This is a genomic window from Helicobacter sp. 11-8110 (assembly GCF_003288905.1).
Classification (GTDB): Bacteria; Campylobacterota; Campylobacteria; order Campylobacterales; family Helicobacteraceae; genus Helicobacter_D; species Helicobacter_D colisuis.
Map to the genome: position 1 here is coordinate 387,508 of NZ_NHYL01000001.1, position 25,999 is coordinate 413,506.

22 protein-coding genes and 1 pseudogene are annotated in these 25,999 nt (G+C 33.4%); 12 read left to right on the top strand and 11 right to left on the bottom strand.

Features of this window, described 5'->3' with window-relative positions; genetic code table 11:
• Positions 1-6: 6 nt before the first annotated feature.
• Genes hslU through rplI form a run of 3 tightly spaced genes read right to left on the bottom strand, consistent with a single transcriptional unit; the run spans position 7 to position 2,353 of the window.
• Positions 7-1,329, bottom strand: coding sequence for an HslU--HslV peptidase ATPase subunit (gene hslU / locus CCY98_RS01865; protein WP_112057080.1), 1,323 nt, complete (start codon positions 1,327-1,329; stop codon positions 7-9).
• A 41-nt stretch (positions 1,330-1,370) separates the two neighbouring features.
• Positions 1,371-1,907: an ATP-dependent protease subunit HslV gene (gene hslV / locus CCY98_RS01870; protein ID WP_006655486.1), complete on the bottom strand. Its 537-nt coding sequence runs from the start codon at positions 1,905-1,907 to the stop codon at positions 1,371-1,373.
• A complete protein-coding gene (gene rplI, locus CCY98_RS01875) occupies positions 1,907-2,353 on the bottom strand; it encodes a 50S ribosomal protein L9 (protein WP_112056901.1) in 447 nt (148 codons plus the stop codon). The genes hslV and rplI overlap by 1 nt, the downstream gene beginning before the upstream one ends.
• 197 nt (positions 2,354-2,550) lie before the next feature.
• Here rplI and CCY98_RS01880 point away from each other — a divergent pair, with 197 nt between their 5' ends.
• The 11 genes from CCY98_RS01880 (at position 2,551) to CCY98_RS01930 (ending at position 17,231) form a co-directional block, all read left to right on the top strand.
• Complete coding sequence (locus tag CCY98_RS01880; RefSeq protein WP_112056902.1) at positions 2,551-3,696, top strand: MFS transporter; 1,146 nt, start codon at positions 2,551-2,553, stop codon at positions 3,694-3,696.
• A gap of 4 nt (positions 3,697-3,700) precedes the next feature.
• Complete coding sequence (locus CCY98_RS01885; RefSeq protein ID WP_112056903.1) at positions 3,701-5,977, top strand: dynamin family protein; 2,277 nt, start codon at positions 3,701-3,703, stop codon at positions 5,975-5,977.
• The gene (locus CCY98_RS01890; RefSeq protein WP_112056904.1) at positions 5,970-8,015 is read left to right on the top strand and encodes a dynamin family protein; all 2,046 of its coding nucleotides are present in this window, start codon (positions 5,970-5,972) and stop codon (positions 8,013-8,015) included. Before CCY98_RS01885 ends, CCY98_RS01890 begins: the two co-directional genes overlap by 8 nt.
• Entirely contained in the window at positions 8,016-8,831 is an 816-nt protein-coding gene (locus CCY98_RS01895; protein ID WP_112056905.1) for a J domain-containing protein, read from the top strand.
• Position 8,832: 1 nt separating this feature from the next.
• Positions 8,833-9,522, top strand: a complete 690-nt coding sequence (locus CCY98_RS01900) for a hypothetical protein (protein ID WP_112056906.1) — start codon at positions 8,833-8,835, stop codon at positions 9,520-9,522.
• Positions 9,519-10,367 (top strand): NAD(+)/NADH kinase, encoded by an 849-nt coding sequence (locus CCY98_RS01905; RefSeq protein ID WP_112056907.1) that lies wholly within the window; start codon positions 9,519-9,521, stop codon positions 10,365-10,367. The genes CCY98_RS01900 and CCY98_RS01905 overlap by 4 nt, the downstream gene beginning before the upstream one ends.
• Positions 10,367-11,917 carry a DNA repair protein gene (locus CCY98_RS01910; RefSeq protein ID WP_112056908.1) on the top strand — a complete coding sequence of 517 codons (1,551 nt, stop codon included), beginning with the start codon at positions 10,367-10,369 and terminating at the stop codon, positions 11,915-11,917. Before CCY98_RS01905 ends, CCY98_RS01910 begins: the two co-directional genes overlap by 1 nt.
• Positions 11,862-13,247 carry an NFACT family protein gene (locus CCY98_RS01915; RefSeq protein WP_258437864.1) on the top strand — a complete coding sequence of 462 codons (1,386 nt, stop codon included), beginning with the start codon at positions 11,862-11,864 and terminating at the stop codon, positions 13,245-13,247. The genes CCY98_RS01910 and CCY98_RS01915 overlap by 56 nt, the downstream gene beginning before the upstream one ends.
• Positions 13,248-13,257: 10 nt before the next feature.
• A complete protein-coding gene (locus CCY98_RS01920; protein WP_112056910.1) occupies positions 13,258-13,584 on the top strand; it encodes a hypothetical protein in 327 nt (108 codons plus the stop codon).
• A gap of 77 nt (positions 13,585-13,661) precedes the next feature.
• A complete protein-coding gene (locus CCY98_RS01925; RefSeq protein WP_112056911.1) occupies positions 13,662-14,288 on the top strand; it encodes a superoxide dismutase in 627 nt (208 codons plus the stop codon).
• 264 nt (positions 14,289-14,552) lie between these two features.
• Entirely contained in the window at positions 14,553-17,231 is a 2,679-nt protein-coding gene (locus CCY98_RS01930) for a calcium-translocating P-type ATPase, PMCA-type (RefSeq protein WP_112056912.1), read from the top strand.
• Between the two features lie 13 nt (positions 17,232-17,244).
• On the opposite strand, the pseudogene CCY98_RS01935 reads toward CCY98_RS01930, so the two are convergent.
• From CCY98_RS01935 to rpmE, 8 genes and pseudogenes are all read right to left on the bottom strand, one after another.
• A pseudogene (locus tag CCY98_RS01935) lies at positions 17,245-17,373 on the bottom strand (cytochrome c); the annotation flags it as partial.
• 30 nt (positions 17,374-17,403) lie between these two features.
• The gene (locus tag CCY98_RS01940; RefSeq protein ID WP_112056914.1) at positions 17,404-19,806 is read right to left on the bottom strand and encodes a heavy metal translocating P-type ATPase; all 2,403 of its coding nucleotides are present in this window, start codon (positions 19,804-19,806) and stop codon (positions 17,404-17,406) included.
• Between the two features lie 7 nt (positions 19,807-19,813).
• On the bottom strand, positions 19,814-21,025 hold the full coding sequence (locus CCY98_RS01945) for an LL-diaminopimelate aminotransferase (protein ID WP_112056915.1): 1,212 nt from the start codon (positions 21,023-21,025) through the stop codon (positions 19,814-19,816).
• A gap of 10 nt (positions 21,026-21,035) precedes the next feature.
• Entirely contained in the window at positions 21,036-21,863 is an 828-nt protein-coding gene (locus CCY98_RS01950; protein WP_112056916.1) for a hypothetical protein, read from the bottom strand.
• The gene (locus CCY98_RS01955; protein WP_112056917.1) at positions 21,857-22,777 is read right to left on the bottom strand and encodes a hypothetical protein; all 921 of its coding nucleotides are present in this window, start codon (positions 22,775-22,777) and stop codon (positions 21,857-21,859) included. The genes CCY98_RS01950 and CCY98_RS01955 overlap by 7 nt, the downstream gene beginning before the upstream one ends.
• Positions 22,764-23,450, bottom strand: coding sequence for a 23S rRNA (guanosine(2251)-2'-O)-methyltransferase RlmB (gene rlmB, locus CCY98_RS01960; RefSeq protein ID WP_112056918.1), 687 nt, complete (start codon positions 23,448-23,450; stop codon positions 22,764-22,766). The genes CCY98_RS01955 and rlmB overlap by 14 nt, the downstream gene beginning before the upstream one ends.
• A 35-nt stretch (positions 23,451-23,485) precedes the next feature.
• Positions 23,486-24,304: a 16S rRNA (cytidine(1402)-2'-O)-methyltransferase gene (gene rsmI / locus CCY98_RS01965; RefSeq protein ID WP_112056919.1), complete on the bottom strand. Its 819-nt coding sequence runs from the start codon at positions 24,302-24,304 to the stop codon at positions 23,486-23,488.
• Positions 24,305-24,314: 10 nt separating this feature from the next.
• The gene (gene rpmE, locus CCY98_RS01970) at positions 24,315-24,518 is read right to left on the bottom strand and encodes a 50S ribosomal protein L31 (protein ID WP_005020629.1); all 204 of its coding nucleotides are present in this window, start codon (positions 24,516-24,518) and stop codon (positions 24,315-24,317) included.
• A 161-nt stretch (positions 24,519-24,679) separates the two neighbouring features.
• Here rpmE and hisS point away from each other — a divergent pair, with 161 nt between their 5' ends.
• Positions 24,680-25,981, top strand: coding sequence for a histidine--tRNA ligase (hisS, locus tag CCY98_RS01975; RefSeq protein ID WP_112056920.1), 1,302 nt, complete (start codon positions 24,680-24,682; stop codon positions 25,979-25,981).
• The last annotated feature ends 18 nt before the right edge of the window (positions 25,982-25,999 follow it).

The window sequence follows — 25,999 nt, forward strand, 5'->3', positions numbered from 1 at the left end:
AAAACCCTATAAAATATATCGTGCAATATCACTATTAGCCACAAGATTATCTAGCTTTTCTTTGACAAGAGATTCTGTGATTTCCACTTCCTGACCCTTGTAATTTTCTGCTTCAAAGCTAATTTCTTCAATAACCTGCTCTACAACCGTGTGCAATCTTCTAGCCCCAATATCCTCTGTTTTTTCATTAGCTAGTTGAGAATAATGCGCCAAAGCCCTAATGGCTTCTTCACTAAATTTTAAAGTTACTTCTTCAACTGCTAAAAGTGCTTCATATTGCTTTAAAATTGAATTTTTAGTTTGAGTTAATATTTTATAAAGCACTTCTTCATCAAGGCTATTTAGCTCAACGCGCAAAGGAAATCTTCCTTGTAATTCTGCAATCAAATCACTAGGCTTACTCAAACTAAAAGCCCCTGCAGCAATAAATAAAATATGATCAGTTTTAATACTTCCATATTTGGTATTTACAATACTTCCCTCTACAATAGGTAGTAAATCTCTTTGAACTCCTTCTTTGCTTGGATCTTGTCTGCCTTGAGCATTAGAGCTCACAGCAACTTTATCAATTTCATCAATAAAGATAATACCGCTATTCTCCGCTCTTTTTAGCCCCTCTTGCTTAATGCCTTCTAAATCCAATAGGGCTTCACTTGCTTCAATCTTTAGAATCTCTTTTGCCTCTTTGATACTCACTTCTTTTTTGGGATTTTCTTTAGGCGAAGCAATAAAAACCCTAGCAATAGTCTCTTGCACTTTTGCAAACTCTGCTGGCATATTTCCATCTTCAATCTCAAAGGCGCGTTTTGGAACTTCAATCTCAATTTTTAGATGATCGACTTCTCCATTTTCTACCTTTTGTCTCATCTTTTCTGAAGCTTTTTCATATTCTTCTATTTTTTGCTCACTAGCACCTTTAGGAAGCGGAGGGATTAATTTTTCTACAATCTTATCTAAAACATATTTTTGAATCCCTTGTGCATTTTTTTGGCGATGCTCTTCTTTAACCAGATTGATAGAAGCCACCACCAAATCTCTTACCATTGATTCAACATCTCTTCCCACAAATCCCACTTCCGTGTATTTGCTAGCTTCTACTTTAACAAAAGGCAATCCCATCATTTTAGCCATGCGTCTTGCAATTTCAGTTTTACCAACTCCTGTTGAACCAATCATCAAAATATTTTTGGGCATAACTTCTTCTTGAATCTCTTTTGGAAGTTGCAATCTCCGATAACGATTTCTCAATGCAATAGCGACAATTTTTTTAGCATCATTTTGCCCAATAATATATTCATCCAAATAACTCACAATCTCTTTTGGTGTCATCGCAATGTAATTTTCCATTTTTCCTACTTTTGTTCCTTATTTTAAAGTTCTAAAATCTTAATATTCTGATTAGTATAAATGCAAAGCTCTCCTGCAATTTTAAGCGATTCTAAAACCAAATCTTTTGGTTGCATTTGCCCACCACCAAATCTATCCAAAGCTCTAGCAGCCGAGAGTGCATAATTTCCGCCACTACCAATAGCAGCAATTCTTCCATCTTCTGGCTCTACCACATCGCCTGTGCCACTTAAAATAAAAATTTTCTCTTTATTTAAAACAATCATCATCGCCTCTAAACGCCTTAAATACTTGTCTTTACGCCATTCTTTAGAAAACTCTATCACTGATTTAAGCAAATCCCCTTTTTTGTTTTCTAAGATTCCCTCAAACATATCAAAAAGGCTAAAAGCATCTGCTGTACTTCCTGCAAAGCCACTTAAAATCTGTCCGTGATAAAGTGTGCGAATCTTAGTAGCATTACCCTTTAAGACACAATTTCCAAAAGTAACTTGTCCATCTCCGCCAATGACTGCCCCATTTTCTGTTTTATAGGCTAATATCGTTGTTGCTTCAAACATTACAGCGCCTCTACATCAATTTTCAAATTTGCGTGGATTCCACCGCCTAATTTAATTTCTACTTCATAAACCCCTGTAGATTTAATGGGACTTTTAAGCTCAATACTTTTTTTGTCAATCTCCAAACGATGCGCTCTAGCAAGCTCTTCTGCAATATCTTCTTTGGTAATTGCACCATAAAGAGATCCATTTGCACCAACTTTTTGAGAAATTTTTAGAGTAATTTCCTCAATCTTCTTGGCTGCCATTTCCATTAAAGCTCTATTTTCTGCTGCTTGTTGTGCTATCTTTTTTTGTGTTGCTTTGTAGCGATTAATCACTTCATTAGTTGCAAAATCTGCCATTCCCTTAGCAATTAAAAAATTCTTTCCATACCCATCTTTTACTTCGCAAATTTCACCTTTTTTTCCTAATGCTTTCACATCTTGTAATAATAATACTTTCATCGATACTCCTTAAATTTTTGAAATTTTAACATTTTTTATTAAATAAACAATAAGAGAATATTTCAGTTTTTTGCTTTTATTACCAAAAATAAAAAATAGTTTAATTATTTTATACTTTTTTAAAGTTTCTAAGAATATGATACAAAAATTTTTTAACCCTAAACCTAAACCTAAACAAAATTGATAAAGAATTTCTTATGCAAAAAAACTATCATCTTTTTATCATTATGTTAAGTGCAATGGTTACTATTTCAACACTTTATATCACACAGCCCATACAGCCTTTATTAATTAAAGAGTTTTCTATTTCTACCACTCAAGTTACCCTTTTTACTTCCATTCCCCTTTTTATGTTAGCCATCGCGCCTATTTTTTATGGTTATTTATTAGAAAAGTTTGATACTCGACTTATTTTAATTATTTCACTAGCCTTGCTTGGAATCTTTCAATGCCTTTTGTGTTTAAGCCAACAATATAGCAGTTTTCTAATCCTTAGAATTGGAGAATCACTTGCTATTCCTGCGGCACTTACAGCAACCGTTACTTGCCTTACACGCATTGATTCTAGCAATAAATACATTGGCGCCTATATTGCTTCTACAATTTTTGGCGGTGTTCTCTCTCGCGTTGGTGGCGGAATTTTGACGACTATTTTTTCTTGGAAATTCACTTTTTTAGCCCTTGGAATTACAAGTCTTGTGATTGCAGCACTTATTACAAAGCTCCCAAATACTAACAAAAAAATTAAAAATACAAAAATCACCTTTAGAATCTTTTTAGATTTTTTAACAGACAAACGCTTTTTCTTGTTGTATTTTGCAGCATTTTTAATCCTCTTTTGTTTTCAAGGCACTCTTAATTTTATGCCCCTTTATGTTTCCTCCCTTGATCCAAGCACTACTGCAGCACAAATTGGCTTTATGTATCTTGGATATATCATTGGTATTCTAGCTGCTCTTTTTTCACAAAAAATTATCAAATTTATTGGCGGAGAAATAAAAACTATCAGCATCGGTTTTGTGATTTTTTCTTGTGCGTGTCTTATGATGCTTTATGGAGATTTTTGGCAACTCTTTTTTGCAGTGTTTGTGTTAAGTGCCGGTATGTTTATCATTAACTCCACTCTTTCTGCATTAATCAACACAATCTCCACCAAGCAAAAGGGAATCATCAATGGCTTGTATCTTGCTTCATACTATGCAGGTGGCGCACTTGGGACAACATTGCCCACTTACATTTATCGCCCTTTTGGCTGGAATACTCTTTGTTTGATTCTAGGGATTATTTTGTTTGTAAGCGCTTTGATTTTTTATCAATCTAAAAAACATTTTATCAAAGGATAAATCTATGGAATGGCTAGAAGAAAATTATGATCAAATAAACCCTTTAGGTAATCTAAATATCCTTAACTTACCGCCAAATTCTTGCAGTGATATTTTAGCTATTTTACTTAGCCTTAGTCTAAAAAGTTTTAATCTTTTTTGGCAATCCCAAACCCTGCAAAATATTTGCCAAAATTATCTCCAAGAAATTTTAAGCTTTAAGCTTATTAAACAAGCCCAACTTAGCCTATTATTTCAGCTACAACACTCATCTAATAACCCAAAAATCAAAACCATTCTCCAAGAAACTCTAAATAAACTTAAAATTCTCAATCAAAATCAAATCATTGAAGAAGCCCACTTCAAACATCTTTTGCAATTTCTCTCAAAAATCCCTTTAGATTCTCAACAAACCAAAACTACCCCACCCACTTCTTCCATACAACATTTTGAAAATTTCTTTGAAGAAAGCCTTGCAATTTTAGAAAATCAAATGCACTCTATCCCTATGTTTGCAGATATTCAAAAATCATTACAAAATCTTTTAACAAAAACCAAGTCTCAACATTTCTCCATAGGAATCACAGGAGTGTTAAGTGCAGGCAAAAGCACTTTATTAAATGCGCTTTTAGGCAAAGAGATTCTAGGTAGCTCCACTATACCAGAAACTGCAAGTCTAACAACTCTCAAATATAACGAAACTTCCTATGCAAAAATAAATTTTTGGAGCAAACAAGAATGGGAAGATTTAAAAAATACCCTAGAACCAAACTATCTTGAATCTTTATTGCAAAACCAAGAATTCCAAAGCTTTCTTTCTCAATATATTTTAGATTCTAATCCCAAACAAAGCCTTGAGATTCCACTTGAAGAGCTACCAAAATTCACTTCTGCGAACTCTCCTAGCAAACTTTGCAATCTTATCAAAGAAACCACGCTCTTTACGCCCTTGCAATTCTTGCAAAATCAAGTGGAAATTGTTGATACTCCAGGACTTGATGATCCTATTATCCAAAGAGAAGAAATCACCAAGAATTATCTTTGCCAATGCGATTTGCTCATTCATGCGATGAATGCCTCACAAAGCGCCACCCAATTAGATATTAACTTTATTTTAGAAGCTTTGCAAAACTCCAATATTTCAAGGATTCTTATTATCTTAACCCACGCTGATTTACTCTCAAAAAAAGATCTACTTCAAGCTCTAGATTACACTAAAGAAACTATACAAAGCCAAATCTCTACACTCCAAGATGGTGCTCTGTTGATAAAGCGCCTAGATTTTCTTTGCCTTGCAAGCTATCCTGCACTTCTTTGCCAAACTAATCCCCAAAAAGCTAAAGAGTTAGGATACACCCTCCAAGAATCCAATTTTAATGCTCTCATTGAATATTTACAAAAAACTCTCATAGGAAGCAATAGCACCAAAGCAAAAGATCTCATTTATCTAGCTACGCAAGGCTTTAAAAAAGCCTTTCTTGCTTTGCAAGAAAATCTCAATCTTGAAAAAACACTGCTTTTTAGCTCAAGAGAATCCATTCTCTCTCTTATTGAAAGCACTAAACAAGAAGCACAAAAAGCTAAAGATGAGCTAAACTCCACCAAGCAAAAACTACAAGCCATACAGCAACAATTACAAGATTATGCCAACACAGCAACAAACCTGCTCTCCCAAAAGCTTCTTGAAGCACAAAACATACTCATTGAACGAATCTTTGAAGACATTATGTATGATTACAATCAAAACAAAACACCAAGTAAAGAACGCGTAGAAAAAATTCTCCTGCAAGGCTTAAAAGATTTTTTAATTGATATTCTAAGAGTTTATCAGTATAATTTTTCTCAAAAAATCTCTCAACTCATCAGCCAATTTACCCTAAATCACAGCTTAAAACTCTCACAAATCAAGCTTAATGAGACTTTGATTCTTAAGGTTAAAATACAAATTTTAAATCATATTTCATTAAAACACAAAGATGCAAAACTCTTAAATTCGCTACAAAATGCTTTTTCTTTAGGCTTTGAATCTTTTAAAGAATCCATCTATAACCAAAGCAAAACTATCCAATCGCAGCTCTTTTTAAATCTCCAAAATCACTTTAATGAGATTTTAGAAGAATCAGAACTTATTTTGCAAACTAAAGAAAAGATTCTCCAAAAAAGCCTTGAAGATTCACAAAATAATTCAGAAAACAAAGTCAAAAAAGAACAAGAAATTCTTGCCCTTCAAGAACAAATCAAAAATCACCTAAACCAACTCCAAAATATCCAAGAATACGCAACAAGGATTTCCAATGCTTAAACAATTCCTAAAAGAATGCCAAGAGATTCTACAAAAAAACTCACAAACCACCCCAATCCAAAAGTTACTTTTAGATTGCCAAAACAATCTTAATCCAAATGACTACTCCCTAGAATTTTTTCGTGATCTTTATGATAAAAATCAAGAATCTATGCAAATTGCTATTATTGGGCAATTCTCAAGCGGTAAAAGCACCTTTTTAAATGCTCTTTTGGGTGAAAATATCTTGCCAACTGGAATCACACCAATAACTTCAAAAGTCTGTAAAATCTGTTATGGAGATGAATATATTTTGGAGGTTGTTTATAAAAATGGGCATAAGATTCCACAAAATATTGATTTTCTCCACAAGCTTACAAGACAAAATTCTCAAAACATTGATTATTTTTGCCTTTATGCACCTATTTTACTCTTAAAAGAAATTAATTTTCTTGACACTCCAGGGTTTAACTCCCAAAATCAAGAAGACACCAACACAACTTTAAAAATTCTAGAAAATGTGGATGGAATTATTTGGCTAACGCTTATTGATAATGCTGGAAAAAATAGCGAAAAACAGCTCCTTAAGGAATTCATCAAACATTATGCACAAAAAAGCCTTTGTGTTTTAAACCAAAAAGATCGCTTAAAATCTCAAGAAGAAATCAATTTAAGCGTTCAATATGCCAAAGAAGCCTTTAATGGAATCTTTGCAGAAGTCATTCCAATTTCTGCAAAAATAGGACTTCAAGCCAATCTAAACTCCCCTCAAAAAATCCTAAAAAATCTTCTCTCCAATCTCTCTTCAAAGATTCAAAATCTCATTCACATAGAAAATAAAGAAACACTTTTAAGCACCTTAGAATCTGATTTTCAATTCACTTCAAAATCCATTCAAAGCACAAGCCAAAACAATACTGATTATATAAACCTCATCAAACAATCCAATATGCAAGCTATCTTTGATTTCATAACACATACTATCAAGCCCAAAGCAACCCTTTCTAAAGAATACAGCACTCTTAAAAAACTTAAAGAAATGCATATTTTACTTCATTACCAATACCACAAAACTTTACTTTGCTACAAATCTTTAACTAAAATATTTATTAATCATCTCCACAATACCACTCTAAAAAGCCAAACTCACCAAGAAAAGCAACAGCAAATTTTCAACAATCTCTATAAAACCTTAGATTTGCTTTTGGATTCTCTTGCACAAAATATCTATAACAACCTAGAAAAAATCACTCTTAATTTTCCCATTAAACAAAAATCACTTTTTAAAGAAAAAATTATTTTACAAAGCAAGGAAGTTGTGTCGCTACCATTAGAGCAAATTAAAATCCGCCTCCAAAATCAAGATTCACCTTTTCAAAAAGATTTCAAAGCCTTAAGCGCACAAATCCATAATTTTTGCAATTTATTCCGAGATTTAGTGGAAGAATTCTCAAAAGATTTAAAATCCAAAACCAAGCAATGGCAAGACAAAGAAGTTCAAAAACAAGAGATTTATAAATACGCCCCAAATAGCCAAAGCTTCAAAGACTTGCAACATTTTTCACAGCAATATTACGAATGCCTTATAACTGATTTTGATAAAAATGACTTACTAGCCACCTCCAATCTCCAAAGCCAACTTCACTTCTTAAGCCATTTTCTAACACTAAATTATAATAACGCAATTGAATCGGCACTCAACAAGCTTGATTTAAAACTTAAAAACTCCATTGCCAAACATCAAGAAAATCAAGATTTTGCAATTTTTTCACCCACCCTAGAAAATATCCGCGATTATCTTAATGAATCTTTTTGTTTTGAACCCTTACAAGCTCAATTATTTGGACCTATGAATCTACTTAAAAAAACCCATTCTCAATTTTTAAAAGGCTTGGAGAATCTCACGCGCGATAAAATTCAACTCATTAATGATCAAATGACAAATCTTAAGACAGAAATTGATAAAATTATAAAAAATCTACAAATTATCAAAAAATTTATGAATATGGAACCAGAGTTGCTTATAAGCAGACAAGACACTAAAAACAAGGAAGTTTAAATGAAAGTAGAGCTCTTAGAGCCATACATTCAAATTAGCATTGAAAAAGAATCGCGCTTTTTAAAACGCGCTATTGATTTTGCATACAAGCACTTCTCCAAAGCCTATCGCCTCTCTAGTTCAGTATTGATTTTAGATGATGGGGAACGCTATAAAAAGGATTATTTTTTAAATTGGGCTTATCATGTCGCTATGCAAGAAGAAAATAAAAAAGACAATCCAAGCTTCCAATCCATCATCGATAGTAGCCACCTTCCAATCCGCATTAAAATGATTGAAAACAAGGCTATTTTAGAGCATATCATTGTTTCTTTGCAAATCCTGCATAGTAGCCTAGCAAGAGCGCAAGTTTGTTTGCGACTAAATCGCCCAAATCGTCTTGCAAGACGCTATTTGACTTCCTTATTTCAAGATTTTCTTATTAGCTACACTAAGCAAGAAATTTTTTTAGATTCAAGTAGCTCTTATTTTTGGGAAAAACTCATTGCAATGCTCTCTCAAAAAATTATCCACAATGTTGTTTTGGATTTTGATTATGAAACTTTCAAAACCAACAACACTTTTGAATGCTTTGAGCCCTACACTACCAAGGAAGAAAGATTGCTTAAGAGAAGTTATAGAATCTTAGGTTGCAGAGAAGACGATGAGTTTGAAAGTGTAAAAAATCGCTACATTGAACTTGCAAAAATTTATCATCCTGACAATGTTTATGGACAAGATTCCAAAATCATTGAGGGCTATTCTGAAAAATTTCGTATCATCAATGAAGCCTATGAAAACATTAAATCAAACTTTAAATGCTATTTAAGGAGCTAAAATGTCGCAAGAAAATGAATCTGTTGAATTAAATCTTGAAGAAAAACCTAAAAAAAGCCATTTTTTAACTTATCTGTTATTGCTAATCTTGCTTATTGCCATTATTTTTAGCCTAGGTTACTATTTCCTTAATAACGGAGTGGGCAAAAATATCATCAGCAATCTACAAAACTCACTAAACAAAAAAGAAATGCAACCTGCTAATCAAAAACACACACAAGAATACGCCAAAGATGAAGAGATTAAACGCCTACAAAACGCTCTTATTCAAAAAGAAAAAGAGCTTCAAAAACTCTCTCAATCTCTAAGCAACTCAACACAAAAGCCAACAACACTGCAATTACGCTATACCATCAAACCTAAAAAACAAATCATAGCAGAGTGCTTTTCAATGCAAACTGGAAAATGGGAGATTCCACAAGGTTGCCTTTTATCTCTTACTACCAAAATTAACAAAGAATTAGAAAATGACAAAAAAGTTGTTGCCTTTGAAGTGCAAGGAATCGTTGATAACAACCCCTATAAAGGTCTTTCTCCTGAACTCAAGCAAGAAGGTTTAGCTAGTTTTAGAGCGTGGAATGCAATTAGAGAAATTAACAAAAAGCTGCCAAATGTTACTGCCTTTGAAGGTCCAAGTTTAGAATCAAAAGACAAACGAGGCTATAGAATCAAAGCTTATTTCGTAGAATGAAAGAAATTCACACTTTAGGTGTAATCTTACGCCCCTCAACCCCCGAACTCAAAGAATATTTTTTGGAGTTTCAAAGCCTTGCCCATTCACTTGGCTTTGAAGTTTTGCTAGATTCTATTAGTGGTGGTATGATTAATAGAAATGGTTTAAACTTCCAAGATCTCTGCCAATATTGCGATGCTTTAATTTCTATTGGAGGTGATGGCACGCTCATCTCCACTGCTAGACGATCTTTTTCATATCAAAAGCCAATTTTGGGAATCAATATGGGGCATTTAGGGTTCCTTACAGATTTACAAAAACACGAAGTTCAATCTTTTTTGCCAAATCTTAAAACTGGAAACTACAATATCACCAATCATATGATGCTTGAAGGAAAAATTGATGATAAAACAAGCTTTTTTGCACTCAATGATATTATTTTAGCCCGTCCTAATGATGCTTCTATGATTCATCTCAAAGCCTATATTGATGGAAATTACTTTAATTCTTACTATGGAGATGGTTTGATTCTTGCTACCCCAACAGGCTCTACAGCTTATAATATTAGCGCGGGTGGCGCCGTTGTCTATCCTTTCTCTCACAATCTACTTTTAACCCCTATTTGTGCGCATTCTTTAACCCAAAGACCTCTAATTCTACCTGCAAATTTTACCATTGATATAGAGCTTGGAGAACAAGGGATTTGCAATATTGTTATTGATGGACAAGAAAATAAAACTCTCAAATCCGGGCAAAAAATCTCCATAAAAACCCAAAAAGATGGAGCCAAGCTCATTCACAACATTCATTGGGATTATTTTAAAATTCTCAAAGAAAAATTTCATTGGGGAGATTATGAATAATGCAAAAAATCTTAATCAAAAAAATCGTTATCAAAGATTCTCCTGCCTTTAAAGTTGCTTGTTTTGAACCCTCACCCTTTTTTAATGTTTTTAGTGGAGCAAGTGGGGCTGGAAAGTCTGTTTTAATGGAATCAATCCTAGCTCTTTTTGGATTAAAAGAAAGCAACGCACAAACCCTAGAAGCCACGCTAGAACTCTATGGAATCCCAGAAGAATTTCAAGGCTTAATTGATGAGGGCGAAGTTATCTTAACACTTACCAAAAAAGACAAAATCCGCTATTTTTTAAACGCGCAAAATATTCCTAAAAAGAAAATTACTGAAATCTTTGCCCCATTTTTAAAACACTTAGGCACAAAATCTTATAATTCTTTTAAAGAAGAGAATCTTTTTTTTGCTTTAGATTCATTTTGCAACGCTCAAGATTCAAAACACAAAAACTTTTTAGAGGACTACCAAAATGCCTTTGGCGCATACCAAAATGCTAAAAATGCACTCAAAAAACTCCAAGAAGAATCGCTCAAAGTCAATGAACTCAAAGAATTTTTGCAATTTGAAATCCAAAAGCTAGAAACGCTTAATCCCAAAAAAGGCGAATATGAAGAGCTTTTGATGCTTAAAAAAGAATTTTCCAAAAAAGAAAAAATAGCCCAAAGTTTGCAAGAGATTCAAAGTTTCTTAAGTCAAACCCACAAAATCTCTAATTTTCTAAACCTTATTGATTGCAAAAACGATTCTATTTTAAATGCACTCAATGAATTAGAAACAATTTGCCAACAAGAAAGTGAGCGATTAAACGAAATTGAATCTATTGATCCTGAAATGATTCTTAATAGAATTGAAGCTTTAAGTGCTTTAAAACATCGCTATGGCGGAGTAGATGAAGCCATAGAAACTTTAAAAAACAAAAAACAAGAACTTGCCAAATATGAAAACTTAGACATTCTCTTAAAAGAATCTCAAAATACCTTAAACCAATGCCAACAATCACTCAAAAAAAATGCCAAAACACTCTTGGAATCAAGAAATACTCATCTTGCTTCTTTCACTCAAGCCCTAAATAACACTTTAAAGAATCTAAAAATGCCCCCTGCTAATATCTCACTTCAAGAAATTTCACCTGATTTATGGGGAATTTTGGGGAATGTTAATTTTAATATCACCCTTAACACGGAATTAAAAAATTTAAGTGCTGGGGAATTCAATCGATTCTCCCTAGCCCTTTTGCTTACTCAAAACACACAAGCAAAAAATCAATCTATTATTATTTTAGATGAAATTGATGCAAACTTAAGTGGAGAAGAATCTCAAGGTGTTGCAGAAGTCCTATATCAACTCTCACAAAACTATCAAATCTTTGCTATCTCTCACCAATCTCATATGCCAAGCCTAGCGCACTCCCACTTTCTCGTCCAAAAACAGCCCCAAGGATCGCAAATCACCTTGCTTAATAAGGAAGGCAGAATCCATGAGATTGCGCGAATGATTAGCGGTAGTGAAATCACACAAGAAGCCATCGATTTTGCCACCAAACGACTTCAAAATCTCTAAAAGACAAGCTATGAATCTAAACACTCTAAAAAAATTTGCCATTTATCTCAACGATTCTCCCAAAAAACTCCGCTCCATTAAGCGCATTGGGGATAATCTTTTTAAGCTTGATATTAGCGGAGAAATCTTTTATTTTGATCTAAGCAAGTCTAAAAGTAGCATTTATCTCACACAAGATCAACTAATCCCTCCTAAACTCTATAATGCTCCTTTTGATAAAAGTCTCCAAAAACTCTGCTATAACGCTCAAATCAAAAACGCCAAAGTTGATGGAGACAATCGGATTTTACAGCTTTTCTTAGAAACACAAAATAGTTACAAAACCAATATCACTCTTTTGCAAGCTGAATTTACAGGCTGTTATACCAATCTTATTTTACTTACTCCAGACTTCATTGTTATTGATGCTTTGCGACACATCACAAAAGATCAATCTTTCCGCGAAGTTAAAATCTCACGCCCTCTTTTACCTCTCCCACAGCCCAATAAAAAGCCAATTTTAAAAGATGAAGGTGAGCTTTTAGAAACTCTAAAGAATAATTTTTTAAAAATTAAAGAAAACGAATTAAAGCAAAAAATCCAAAAATCAAGCACCCATATCACTCAAAAAATCAAGCAACTTCAATATTTTTTAAAAAATTTAGAAAACAAACAAGAGCTAGAAAAAACCGCGCAAAACGAATCAAATTATGGAAAACTCATTCTCCAAAATCTCTATCTTTATCCCAATTTCAAAGGCACAAAAATTATTCTCCAAGATACCAAAATCACGCTTCCACCAAAAGCCACTTCTCTAAGCCATGCCGCACAAATTTTCTTTGAAAACTCCAAAAAACTAAGCAAAAAAGCACAAAATATCCATCTTCAAGAAGAGAATTTGCAGGATAAAATCACCTTTTATTCTAAACTTTTAGAAATGGTTCAAAATGTAACAAATCTCAATGATTTGCAAATTTTGGATTCAAACTCCCAAAAAGAAATCAAACAAAAAAAAATTTCCAAGTCCTTTGAGAGCTTTTTTATCGAAGGTTTTAAAGTCTCTATTGGTAAAAGTGAAAAAGAAAATATCGCTTTACTTAAAGAAGCAAAAGCCGATGATATTTGGATGCATATCCGCGATATTCCAAGCTCTCATCTTATTATTCATTGTGGAAAAAATAAGATTCCTGATATAATCTTGCAAAAAGCTGCTAAGATTTTAGTAGGCTTTTTGAAAAGCTTTAGTGGGAATTATGAGGTGGATTACACCAAAAGAAAATTTGTAAAAATTACTCAAGGCGCAAATGTAATCTACGGAAAGGAACAAACACTCCAAATCATAAAGGAATAAAGGAGAAAAAATGGCAGTCTCTCCAATTAGCAATGTAAATTTTATTAATCAAAACTCACAAGTTGGCTCAATTCAACAAGCAAATAATCAAGTTAAATTAGATTTTCAAGCTATGATTAGTCTCCAAGAAATGCAAGATAAAGAAAATGAAATCCAAGAAGTGCGCCCAACTGAAGAAACCCTAAAAACCAATGAAGATAAAGAAGATAATGGTAAGGAAGATCAAGAAAAAGAGAATCAAGAAACAACAAAAACACTAGAAACACAAGAAGATTCTCAAGATGAAATTCAAACTGATGAGAATGGATTGATTCAGCACTTAAATATTTCAATTTAATGCATTTTTTTATTTTTATTTTGTAAAATTCTAACTGACTTTAAAAGTCTAAAATATTAAAAAATTAAAGGAAAAATATGTTTAATTTACGCGCATTACCTTTTAATGAAATCCAAGGCTTTATTAGCAAAGAAACCTGTGAATTCCATTATGGAAAACACCACCAAACTTATATTAATAATCTTAACAATCTTATTAAAGGAACAGAATTTGAATCGGCTTCTTTATTTGAAATTGTTACAAAAGCACAAGGCGGAATCTTTAACAACGCTGCACAAGTTTATAATCACGATTTTTATTGGGATTGCCTCTCACCCAAAGAAACTCCATTAAGTAGCGAATTGCAAGAAGCTATCAATGAAAGCTTTGAAAGTTTTGATAAATTCAAAGAAACTTTCTTGCAATCTGCCACTACACTTTTTGGTTCTGGTTGGTGTTGGGTTGTGTATAATCCAAACTCTAAAAAACTAGAAATTGTTCAAACAAGCAATGCACAAACTCCTGTTACACAAGGCTTGATTCCTATTTTAGTGGTTGATGTTTGGGAACACGCTTATTATGTAGATTACAGAAATGCTAGACCTGCTTACTTAGAAAAATTCTTTAGCCACATTCACTGGGATTTTGTTTCTAAATCATTAGAATGGGCAAAAAAAGAAGGATTAAACTCTGTAAATTTCTATATGAACTCTCTCCACGCTTAAAAAATCTTAAAGCAAAAGTAGCCTTTAGGGGCTACTTACAATATTCTTTCATATTTTCTTTTGTTTTCTTAAATTTTTTTTTGCTATAATTTTGAAAACATGAGGGAGTAGTAAGCAAGTTTTTTACTTGTGGCAAACCAACATACTGATGATTCTCATCTGGTTTTGCCTTAAATTATGAGACTCATATATAACTTATATAGCTATATATGATTCTTAAAACTTCCTAAAATTTAGCTTCATATATAGCCAAAAAGGAGCTAAATGTTTCACAATATTCCACTACAAGAACTCTTTACCAAATTTCAAAGTGATCAAGAAAATGGATTAACTTCCACACAAGCCCTAGAAAACAAACAAAAATTTGGTGCAAATATCTTTGAAAAATCCCCTCCACCTACACTTACAAAGCAACTCTTAGAAGCACTCAAAGAACCTATGGTTTTATTGCTTATTTTTGCTGCCCTTCTTGCTCTTGGAATTAATACCTATGAATATCTCTACCACAATCAATCAAACTTTTTAGAATGTATTGGCATCTTTATTGCTATATTTATTTCTGTAGCTATTACGCTTATTATGGAGAATAAAAGCCAAAAAGCCTTTGAAACTCTCAATGCTATCACTCAAGGCAATACCATAAAAACTTTGCGTGATGGAGAAGTTAAGCTTATCCCGCAAGAAGAGATTGTCAATGGCGATATTTTACTTTTGGAAACTGGCAATAAGATTCCCTGCGATTGTCGCATTATACATTCTCAAAGTCTAATGTGCAACGAATCAAGCCTTACAGGTGAAAGTATGCCAAGCATCAAAAATCCTATTCTCTCTAATCACACTCCTAATAATACTTATGAAAATATGCTTTATAGCGGTTGCTTTATTACTCAAGGCAATGCAAAAGCTATTTGCGTAGCTGTTGGAAATCACACTGAATTTGGAAAAATAGCAAAAGCTCTTGATCAAACAATCCAAACCATAACACCCTTACAAGAAAAACTCCAAAAACTTAGTAGAAGAATCACAATTTTTGGAGCAAGTGCTGCATTTTTAGCCTTTCTCATACAGGTTGTCTTTTTTGTCCTAAGAGACACTATTAGTTTTGAAAACATTACACAAGCTTTTATTTCAAGCGTTGTTCTTATTGTTGCCTCTGTCCCTGAAGGTTTGCCTACCATTGTAGCCATATCATTAGCTCTTAATATTATTAAAATGTCTAAACAAAATGCCCTCATTAAAAAACTTATTGCTTGTGAAACAATTGGCTGTGTTAATATTATTTGTAGTGATAAAACTGGAACACTTACTCAAAATCAAATGAGTGTAGAACATTCCTTTATTCAAGATAGAATCTTTGAATTCCATTCTCACTCTCTACAAAATCTCCAAACAAGCCCCATTAAAGATTCTGCTTTTTTTATGCTTCATAATGCCGCATTAAATTCCACTGCCGATATTAGTCAAAAAGGAGAAAAATACGATTTCATTGGCAATCCAACCGAATGCGCTCTACTTGTTTTTGGAGAGAAAATAGGATTCCACTATAAAGAAATACGCAAGAATTTTAAAATCTTACATTCCTTTCCTTTTTCTTCCCAAACAAAAAATATGACAAGCCTAGTAGAATTCAAAGGAAAAGTTCTTTGCCTAAGCAAAGGAAGTCCCGAAAAAATCCTAAGTCAATGCAAGATGATGCCTTGCCAAGATACACTAAAGATTAACAAACAAATTCTTTACTTCCAAAATCTTGCCTATCGGGTTATTGCCTTTGCACACAAAGAAATTGCAGATGATGGGGATTTTAAAAATAGAGAATTGCTTGAATCTGAAATGATTTTTGATGGCTTTGTAGCGATTTCTGATCCATTACGTCCTGAAGTATATGAAGCTATTATGGACTGCAAAAAAGCAGGAATTGATGTTAAGATTCTAACAGGAGACAACCTATCTACTGCTAAAGCCATTGGAAATCAACTACATTTACTAGATCATAATTCTATTGCCATTGAAGCTAGTGAACTAGAAAATTTAAACCAAAAAGAATTACTTCAAATTCTCCCAAAAATCAAAATCATTGCGCGATCCACACCGGATACCAAGATGCAAATTGTTAATATTCTAAAATCTCAAGGTAATGTTGTAGCGTTAAGCGGAGATGGAATTAACGATGCTCCAGCCCTTAAAAATGCCGATGTTGGAATCGCTATGGGAATTAGCGGGACAGAAGTCTCCAAAGCAGCTAGTGATATTATCTTACTTAATGATAGTTTTGCAACTATTGTTAAAGCTATTGAATGGGGGCGAGGCATCTATCAAAATTTCCAACGCTTCATTCAATTCCAACTCACCGTCAATCTTTCCTCTGTAATAATTGTTTTGTTTGCAGTTATCGCAGGATTAACAGCACCCTTTAGTGCTTTGCAACTTTTATGGGTAAATCTCATTATGGATGGACCACCTGCGCTAACCTTAGGATTAGAGCCTATTTCAAAAAACCTTTTAGCCCAAAAACCTATTAAGCGAAATGCCAATATTATAACTAAAGATATGCTAATTCTTATTATAATTAATGGAGTATTCATTGCTTTTGTATGCCTCTTGCAATATTTTACAAATTTCTTAGGCGCAACTCCTAAAGAAAAAAGCTCTGTTCTTTTTACGCTTTTTGTTATTTTTCAACTCTTTAACGCATTTAACGCAAGAGAACTGCATAATCAAAGTATTTTTAAAAACCTTACCAACAATCGCCTTATGCTTGGAGTTTTTATTCTTACTTTTGCTTTGCAAGTCTTAATTGTAGAATTTGGAGGAGAAGCTTTCAAGACAACACCATTGGATTTGATAATGTGGATAAAAATATTATTTGTAGGTTTTAGTGTTATTATTGTGGGAGAAATTGTTCGCTTTTTACTCAAAATTTCTAGGAAAAATAATCTTTCCTAGAAAGCTTTGTATTTTATTTGTAATTTCTACTGAGATATTCTCCTAAATATTGCAATTCTTCATCGCTAATTTCAGTTTTTCTAAAAAATGGCATAGAGTGCTTACCATAACGCACAAACACCTTAACCAAATCCACACTTAAAAAATCTCAAAAAAATATTCAAACTATAATTTATCTTTTTATTCGCAGACTATTACCCACAACAACAAGAGAACTTAAAGACATAGAAAGCGCTGCAACAAGTGGAATAACATAACCTAACATTGCAAGTGGAATCATAAAGGCATTATATAGCAACGAAATCCAAAGATTTTGTTTGATAAATTTAAAGGTTCTTTTTCCGATTCTAAAAGCCTCAGCAATACCACCTACCCTATCATCAAGCACCACTATATCGCTAATGCTAATGGCAACATCAATCCCACTGCCCATTGCAATAGCAATATCACTTCGCCCAAAAGCAATAGAATCATTAATCCCATCCCCTGCCATAACCACCACCTGACCTTCTTTGTGAAGTTTATCAATAAAATCTGCTTTGTTAATAGGGTTTTGCTTAGCATAATATTCGCTAATCCCAAGACTTTGCGCTACCCTTTGGCAAACACTTCTATTATCACCACTTAGCAAAATTACTTTGATTCCCATTTTTTGAATCTTTTCTATGGATTCTTTTGCATCTTTTTTGAGTGTATCTTCCAATGAAAATTCCGCCAAAAGGCGATCCTCTCTAGCAAAATAAAAAACACTATTTTGCGATTCTTGCAAATCCTTTGGCAATGCCACACCACTTTCTTTAAGTAGCTCTAAATTTCCACCTACATAGCATTTACCATTAATTTCTGCTTTAATCCCCCTAGCGCTAATTTGCTCCACACTCTCTATCTGTGCTTTTTTATACGATTTTTCAAAATACCCTAATAACGCCACACTAATTGGATGAGAGCTTTTTTCTACCATTCCATACAAAATCTCAAAATCACTCATCTCTGCACCAAAATCCCTTAATCCAATAACTCGCAATTTGCCTTCTGTTAGTGTGCCTGTTTTATCCACCACTAAAGTATTTGCCTTAGCAATCACTTCTAAAAATCTTGCTTCCTTAAAAAGCACCTTTTGTTTAAAAGCCTCTCCAAGTCCAACCAAAGAAGCAATAGGTGTAGCCAAAGCCAAAGCACAAGGACAAGCAATGATAATCACAGAAATCATCACCATTAAACTTTTATCAAAACTCACTTCCCAAACTAAATACCACAACCCAAAAGTTATCAAAGCAAACAAAAGAATCACAGATGAAAAATAACGCGAAATCTTATTTGCCACTTCTTGAATTTTTGGACGCGCATTTAAAGAATCTTCAACTAAATTCACAATTTTTGTCATTAAAGATTCTTTAAAAACCTTAGTAACTTCATAAATAAAGCTTTTATTTAACGCCAAAGAACCAGAATAGATATTTTGTCCTTTTATTTTTTCTTGCGGTAATGATTCCCCACTCAAAGCACTCTCATCACACAAGGCTTCTTTGGAGAGTAAAATCCCATCAAGTGCTACCCTATCACCCACTTTAACTTGTATAACATCTCCTACTTCCACTGATTCTATGGATTTTTCTTGAAAATTTTCACCCACTTTCACCATAACACTAAATGGTATTTGCGCATTAAGTTTATCTAAGCTATCTATGGCACTTTTTTTACCCCGAATCTCCAAAAACTTCCCAATCAAAACAAAAGTAATAATCATCGCCACTGATTCAAAGTAAGTTTCTCCACCCCTAAAACTTGCATAAATTGAATAAATATAAGCCAAAGTAGCACCACTAATAACAAGCAAATCCATATTGGGAGACTTGTATTTAAAAGCCATATAAGCCCCACGCCAAAATACTCCGCCACTAAAAAATAATACAGGAGTTGCTAAAATAAATCCGGCAATGTTTAAAATATTTCGCATTTCTTGTGAGATTCCTGAAAAATACCCTGCATATTGCGCCACAGCAATCCACATAATATTCATCACGCAAAAGATTCCAACGACCATTTTTATATAATAGTCTTTTTTTTCTTTTTTGGCATAGGTTTCTTGCAATCTTGAATCATAAAAATGCGCATCATAACCGATTTGTTGAATTATTTGGATAATTTGTGAGACTTTTATTAAAGTAGGATCAAATAAGATTGTTGCTTTATTGTTCGTATAATTAATATGAACTTCAACAATCCCTTCTTGTTGAGAGAGAATTTTTTCATTTAGCCATACACAAGCAATGCAGTGAATCCTTTCCAAAATCAAAGAGATTTCAAAAAAATCCCCCCTTTTTTCTCCATAATGCTCCAAAAAAGATACCGAATCATACTGCATAAAATCCGTGTTTTTATTTTCTTGAATGGGTTCTAATTTTTGATCGCCTAGTTTGGAGTAAAAATCCTCCAAACCTTGAGTTTGCAATAATCTATAAACCCCCTCACAACCCCTGCAACAAAAATATTTTTTTTGATTAGCAATTTCTGTTTGAATTAAAACTGATTCATCAAACTCTAAACGACAATGATCACAATACCTTTTAGTCATCGCCTATTTATGCTTTAAATTGTGATAAAAACTTTTTGAGATTTCTAGCAGCTTGGCGGATTCTATTTTCATTTTCAATCAATGCAATTCGCACATAATTATCCCCTTCATGCCCAAATCCAATCCCTGGACTTACAGCAATTTTTGCTTCTTGCAATAATTGTTTAGAAAACTCCATACTTCCTAAATGCTTTACACATTCAGGAATTTCTGCCCAAATAAACATGCTTGCTTTAGGCTTTTTCATTTTCCATCCAGCTGCCCCAAAACTCTCTATTAAAACTTCCATTCTCTTTTCATATTTATCTGCAATTTCTTTAACACATTCTTGATTCCCATTAAGTGCGATAGTAGAAGCAATTTGAATAGGAGTATAAATCCCATAATCTAGCCAACTTTTAATTTTTTGTAATGCGCCAATTAATCTTTCATTCCCCACAAAACAACCCACACGCCAACCTGCCATATTATAACTTTTTGAGAGTGTATAACCCTCAACAGCAACATCCAAGGCTCCATCCACTTCAAAAATAGAAGGCGCCACATAGCCATCAAAACTCAAATCCGCATAGGCAATATCATTAATAATATAAAATCGCTCTTGTTTGGCTAATGCTACCAATCTTTCATAAAACTCCTTATACACTACAATAGTCGTTGGATTGTGTGGAAAATTTGTTACAACAAATTTTGGCTTAGGCATTGTATTGTGTAGTGCGTTTTTGAGCGATTGAAAATATGATTCCATATCCAATTCATAATCCTCATTCCATTTTAACCCAAAAGTTGCAACATTTGCACCCGATAAAATAAAGGCATAGTAATGAATAGGATAAGCTGGCTCTGCAACAACTGCTGTATCACCTGGATTGGTAATAGCTTGCACCAAATGCACATAACCCTCTTTAGAACCCATTGACACGCACACTTGTGTATCTGGATTTAATTCCACCCCATATTTACGCTTATAAGTATCCGCAATTGCTAGTCGTAACTTATAGATTCCTTTGCTTGCAGAATATCCGTGGTTTTTTGGCTTATGGGCTGCTTCACAAAGCTTTTCAATAATATGATTTGGAGTGGGACCATCAGGATTTCCCATACTAAAATCAATGACATCTTCACCATTTTGTCGCATTTGCAACTTAATCTCATTGATAGCGGCAAACACATATTTTGGTAATCTTTTTATTCTCTCAAACTCAATTTCATCAAACATTTAAACTCCTTTATTCTAAAGTTACGCTCAAACCACCCTTAATAACAATCGGTAAATAGTTATCACTAATTTTAACAAAAGCCGTCCCACTTGGAATCATCACACTTGTTCTATTAACTGAATCTTCCAAAGAATCCACTTTGATAATCCCCAAATTCTCATCAAAAAAAACAATCTTAGGATACCACAAAACATTGCCCAAGCTACTTATGGATAATTTACCCCCCTCTTTTAGAGAATACCAATATTCGCCTTTAAGATTTGCATTTTTTTGAACTATCCCCTTTTCTAACAACACAGCCTTAGGGTATTTTAAAATATCTTGAGTAATCACATACACCCACTGCTTAACATTTTGTCTCTCAATTTTTGAAACATTATACCCATAATCACGCAACTTTTCTTGCAATAACACAGGGTCAATGGCATATTCTGTATTCATCGACAAAACAAAACGATATTTCTCACTATCAAGCATGCTTTGCTTTACTAAAAAATAATAATATCCCATCGCTCCCAAAACATCAGAAAGCACACTCATAAAAGCTGCTGGATTTTGCCTAATCTCAAATGAAACTTCAAGTTCCATAGGTGTTCCAAAAGTCAGCTTTAGCAATCCATTTTCTTTGAGAACTTTAGAGATTTTATACAAATTAGGCTGTCCAACTCCATCTAAAAATTCATCTTGATTATCAAAAAGCCTCTGTATGAATTTTTGATTCACACGATAATCCTGCACTCCAACAAGTGAGATAATGTGAAAATCTAAAGAATTACAAAAAAGTTTAGAATTAGCAAAAAAAATCAATAATAAAGCAAAAAAGATTCTTTTTACCACTCCAAACCTCCGCTATATTGACGATATTGAGCGCTATTAATCTCCACAAACTCCCCCTTATCATTCACCATAAAATACATTCGCCTTGCTAGATTATAGTTATCCATCTTGTCTTTATTTTTCACCTCTAGCATTCCATGCCCTGTAATAATAGTTTGTGGTCTTTTTAAATCCACTTTAAAAGTCTTATCCACAATCATTGTTTCTCTTTGTTTAGTGTCTAAATATATAATTCCCATCCACACATTAGACAAGGGATGAATTTCAACTTTAGCCTCAACTTGTGGTGCTACTTCTTCTAAAGGATTTTCTTCAGTAAGAATTTCTTGGTTGCTATTTGTTTTAAGGGTATCTTCTAAAGGCGTTGAAGCAGAGGAATCAAGATTGAGATTAGGTGCAATTTCTAAATTTTGCGTTGCATTGTTTTCTACTTCTGTATTTTCCTGTATTATTCTTTTATCCATCACTTCATTGCGTGATTCTTTCATATCTAGTTCTTGTGTGCTATTTTGCTCTACAGATTCAACAGAATTATTCATGAAATTAAAATTAAAATAAAAATAAAAATAAGCTCCAATTGCAAGTAGAATGACTACTACCGCAGTGATAATCAAACCATTGTTAAAATCATTTTGCTGTGTTGCTTCGTGCATAATTTTAAAATTAATATTTGCCTCTGTCTTTTCTTTTTCTTCTTTGTTCTCTTTTAAGAAATTCTCATATTCCTCACACCATTTTTGCAAATCAATCTGATATTCGCGCTCTAAAATATGAATTAAACCAATGGTAGTTACTCTATCTCTTAATCCTTCAAAATCCATTTTTAAAATCTTTTCGATTTTATTTAATGCGATATGAGTTTTGTTAGCGATTTCCTTTGCGCCAATTTGTTTTAACTTTTCAATCTCTTCCATTGATTATCCTATCTATTAAAATTGCTCCCGCTACGCCCACATTAAGCGAATCAAAATCTCTTTTCATAGGGATTGTAAGATTATAATCCATTTTTGCTAAGACCTTTTTTGAAAGCCCTTCACCCTCATTACCTAAAACTAATGCTTTTTTACTCTCTAAAGAAATCGGTAAATTTTGCCCTTGCAAACTTGTCCCAAGCAATGCAAAACCTGCCTGTTTTAGTTCATGAAAAACATCCAAAGGATTGTATACCACGCAAAAAGGCATTCCAAGCATTGCCCCTGAACTCACTCTCAAAACACCTTCTTGCTTGAAGTCATGAATCCCACAAATCACAATACCATCCACGCCAAGCCCATAAGCACTACGAAACAAAGAGCCCAAATTCCCAACATCGCTAATTCCACATAAAACAAGCACAAAATCCATAGACTTAATGGAGCGAAATTCCACTGGCTCTAGGGCTTCAATCTCTAGCAAATACCCTTGGTGATTCCCGCCCTTTGCCATTGCTTGTGCTTTTTTAGAATCCAACCTTAAAATTGGTTTTTGTGTTTTTTTTAAGCGATTGAAAAAAGCTTTATCAATTTCTTTAGCCAAATAAATATTAATAATTCTTTCTTGATGCTGCGCCAAAATTAGCTCAACAATACGCTTTCCATAAACAACCATTAATTTTATCCTATTTTCATTGTTTTTCTACTTATTTATTTTTGACACAGCAAATCATAATATTCACTTGCTGGTTTATTGTTTAATTTTGACAATATTTTTGCTTTGATTTTTGGAGGTATGTCTAATAAATAAATCATTTCTTGAGTGAGTGTTTTTTCTTTTTCTATCTCTTTTTTATTTTCTAGCACCACAACCCATTCTCCCTTAATAGAAGTTTTTTGTAATTCTTTTAAAACTTCTTGAAGTGTGCCTTTATAAGTTTGTTGATATTTTTTAGTGAGTTCTTTTGCCAAAAAAACCACTCTTTGACTATCCACTTCGCACATCATCTCTAGTGTTTCTAGCAAACGATGAGGCGATTCATAATAAATAAGTGGGTAAGCACTTTTAAAATTTTCTGCAAAATTTTCTAAACGCTCCTTTTTCTTATGAGGGGGGAATCCCAAAAAAGTAAATTCTTTCTCTACAATTCCACTAAAAGCCACCGCCAAAGTTAAAGCGCTAATACCACCTACCACCTCATATTCCAAAGCATTGATTTGTAAAAATCGCACCAACTCCACTCCAGGGTCGCTAATACAAGGCATACCTGCATCACTCAAAAAAGCAATGTCTTGTGAAAAAAAATCCAAAGAAACTTGTTTTAAAAATTCAGCTTGATTGTGTGTGTGAAAGGGAATATATTGATAAATTTTGTTTTTTAAAAAACCACGCTCTACCAGCAAAGAGAGAAGTTTTTTAGTAACTCTTGTATCTTCACACAAAAGCACTTCACATCTCTCTAAAACCTCTAAAGTACGGAATGAAATATCTTGTAAATTTCCTATTGGAGTAGGAAGAAAAGTAACCATTTTAATATGGTTATTTAAGATTATATCTTTGTTTAAACTTCTCTACCCTACCTGCAGTATCTACAACTTTATCAGAACCTGTATAAAAAGGATGGCAAAAAGAAGAAATATCAATTCTCAACTCTGGCTTAACACTCATTACTTCAATCTCTTTTCCGCTTGTAACACAAGTTACTTTACAAGGCACATATTCTGGGTGAATTCCTTTTTTCATTCAACTAACCTTTCTTTATGTTATGTTTTCAAATACAAATTAAAGCTGTAATCATAGCATATTTTTATAAAATTTTATGTAAAACCATTCTTTTTTATTTTTTATTCTTTTTTTTCTTGCTAAAATTTCTGTTTTAAATTCTATCGAATTTGGAGTGTAAAATGCCTATCACACCTCGCACACTTAGCGGTTTTAAAGACAGACTTCCCAAAGAAGCTTATGCTAAATCACAGATGCTAAAAAGTATTGTAACTTCCTTTGAAAAGTTTGGCTTTACCCCTATTGAAACCCCACATTTAGAATATGCCGAGATTCTAAAAAAACAAGGAAGCGATGAAATCCAAAAAGAAATGTATCATTTCATTGATCATGGCGGTCGTGAAGTGGCATTGAGATTTGACTTAACTTTGCCACTTGCTCGATTTATTTCTCAATACAAAAATGAACTTGGGTTACCCTTTAAGCGCTATTGTATTGGAAATGTCTTTCGCGGAGAAAGAGCACAAAAAGGGCGTTATAGAGAATTCACACAATGCGATTTTGATTTCATTGGAACACAAAGCATCGGAAGTGATGCAGAGATTATACAAGTAATTTTCCAAAGTTTAAGTGATTTGGGCTTAAAAAACTTCACAATCCACATCAACAATCGCAAAATTTTTAATGGCTTATGTGAATCGCTAAATGCCAAAGAGGATACCACTGAAATCCTAAGAATCATTGATAAAATTGATAAAATTGGGCAAGATTCCGTAAGCAAAGAGCTCCAAGAAAAAACTTCGCTCACCCCAACTCAAATCCAAACTTTGCTTGAATTTATTGCACTCAAACAAGAGGGCGATTCTCTTAAATTCCTTTCCTTGCTTTCTCCTTATAAGACTTATAATCAAACACTCAAAGAAGGCTTAGAAGAATTAGAAGCACTTTGTGAGATTCTAGCCTCCCTAATCCCTCAAAACTTTTATCAAATTAATCTTTCTATTGCAAGGGGTTTAGGCTATTACACAGGAATTATTTATGAAACTACATTAGGGGATTTACCCTCTTTGGGTTCGGTTTGTTCTGGAGGTAGATATGATAATCTCACACAAAACTTTTCTAATGAAAAAATGAGTGGAGTGGGCGCAAGCATTGGACTTGATAGGCTTTTAGCGGGATTAGAAGAATTAGGACTGATTACTTCTAGCACACCTGCCAAAGCCATTTTAATCCCACTTGACAATCTCCAATATGCTTATGCCACTGCAAAAAGCTTGAGAGAACTTGGAATAAAAATTGAAGTTTATCCAGAAATTATTAAACCACAAAAGGCTTTTAAATATGCCAACAACAAAGACTACAAATGGGTTATTATAACTGGAGAAAGCGAACAAGCCACCCATAGCGCTTCACTAAAAAATATGCAAAACGGAGAACAACAAAATCAACTTTCCCTAGAAAAAATTGCAGATATTCTTAAGTAATTTTGTTTTTAATTAAAT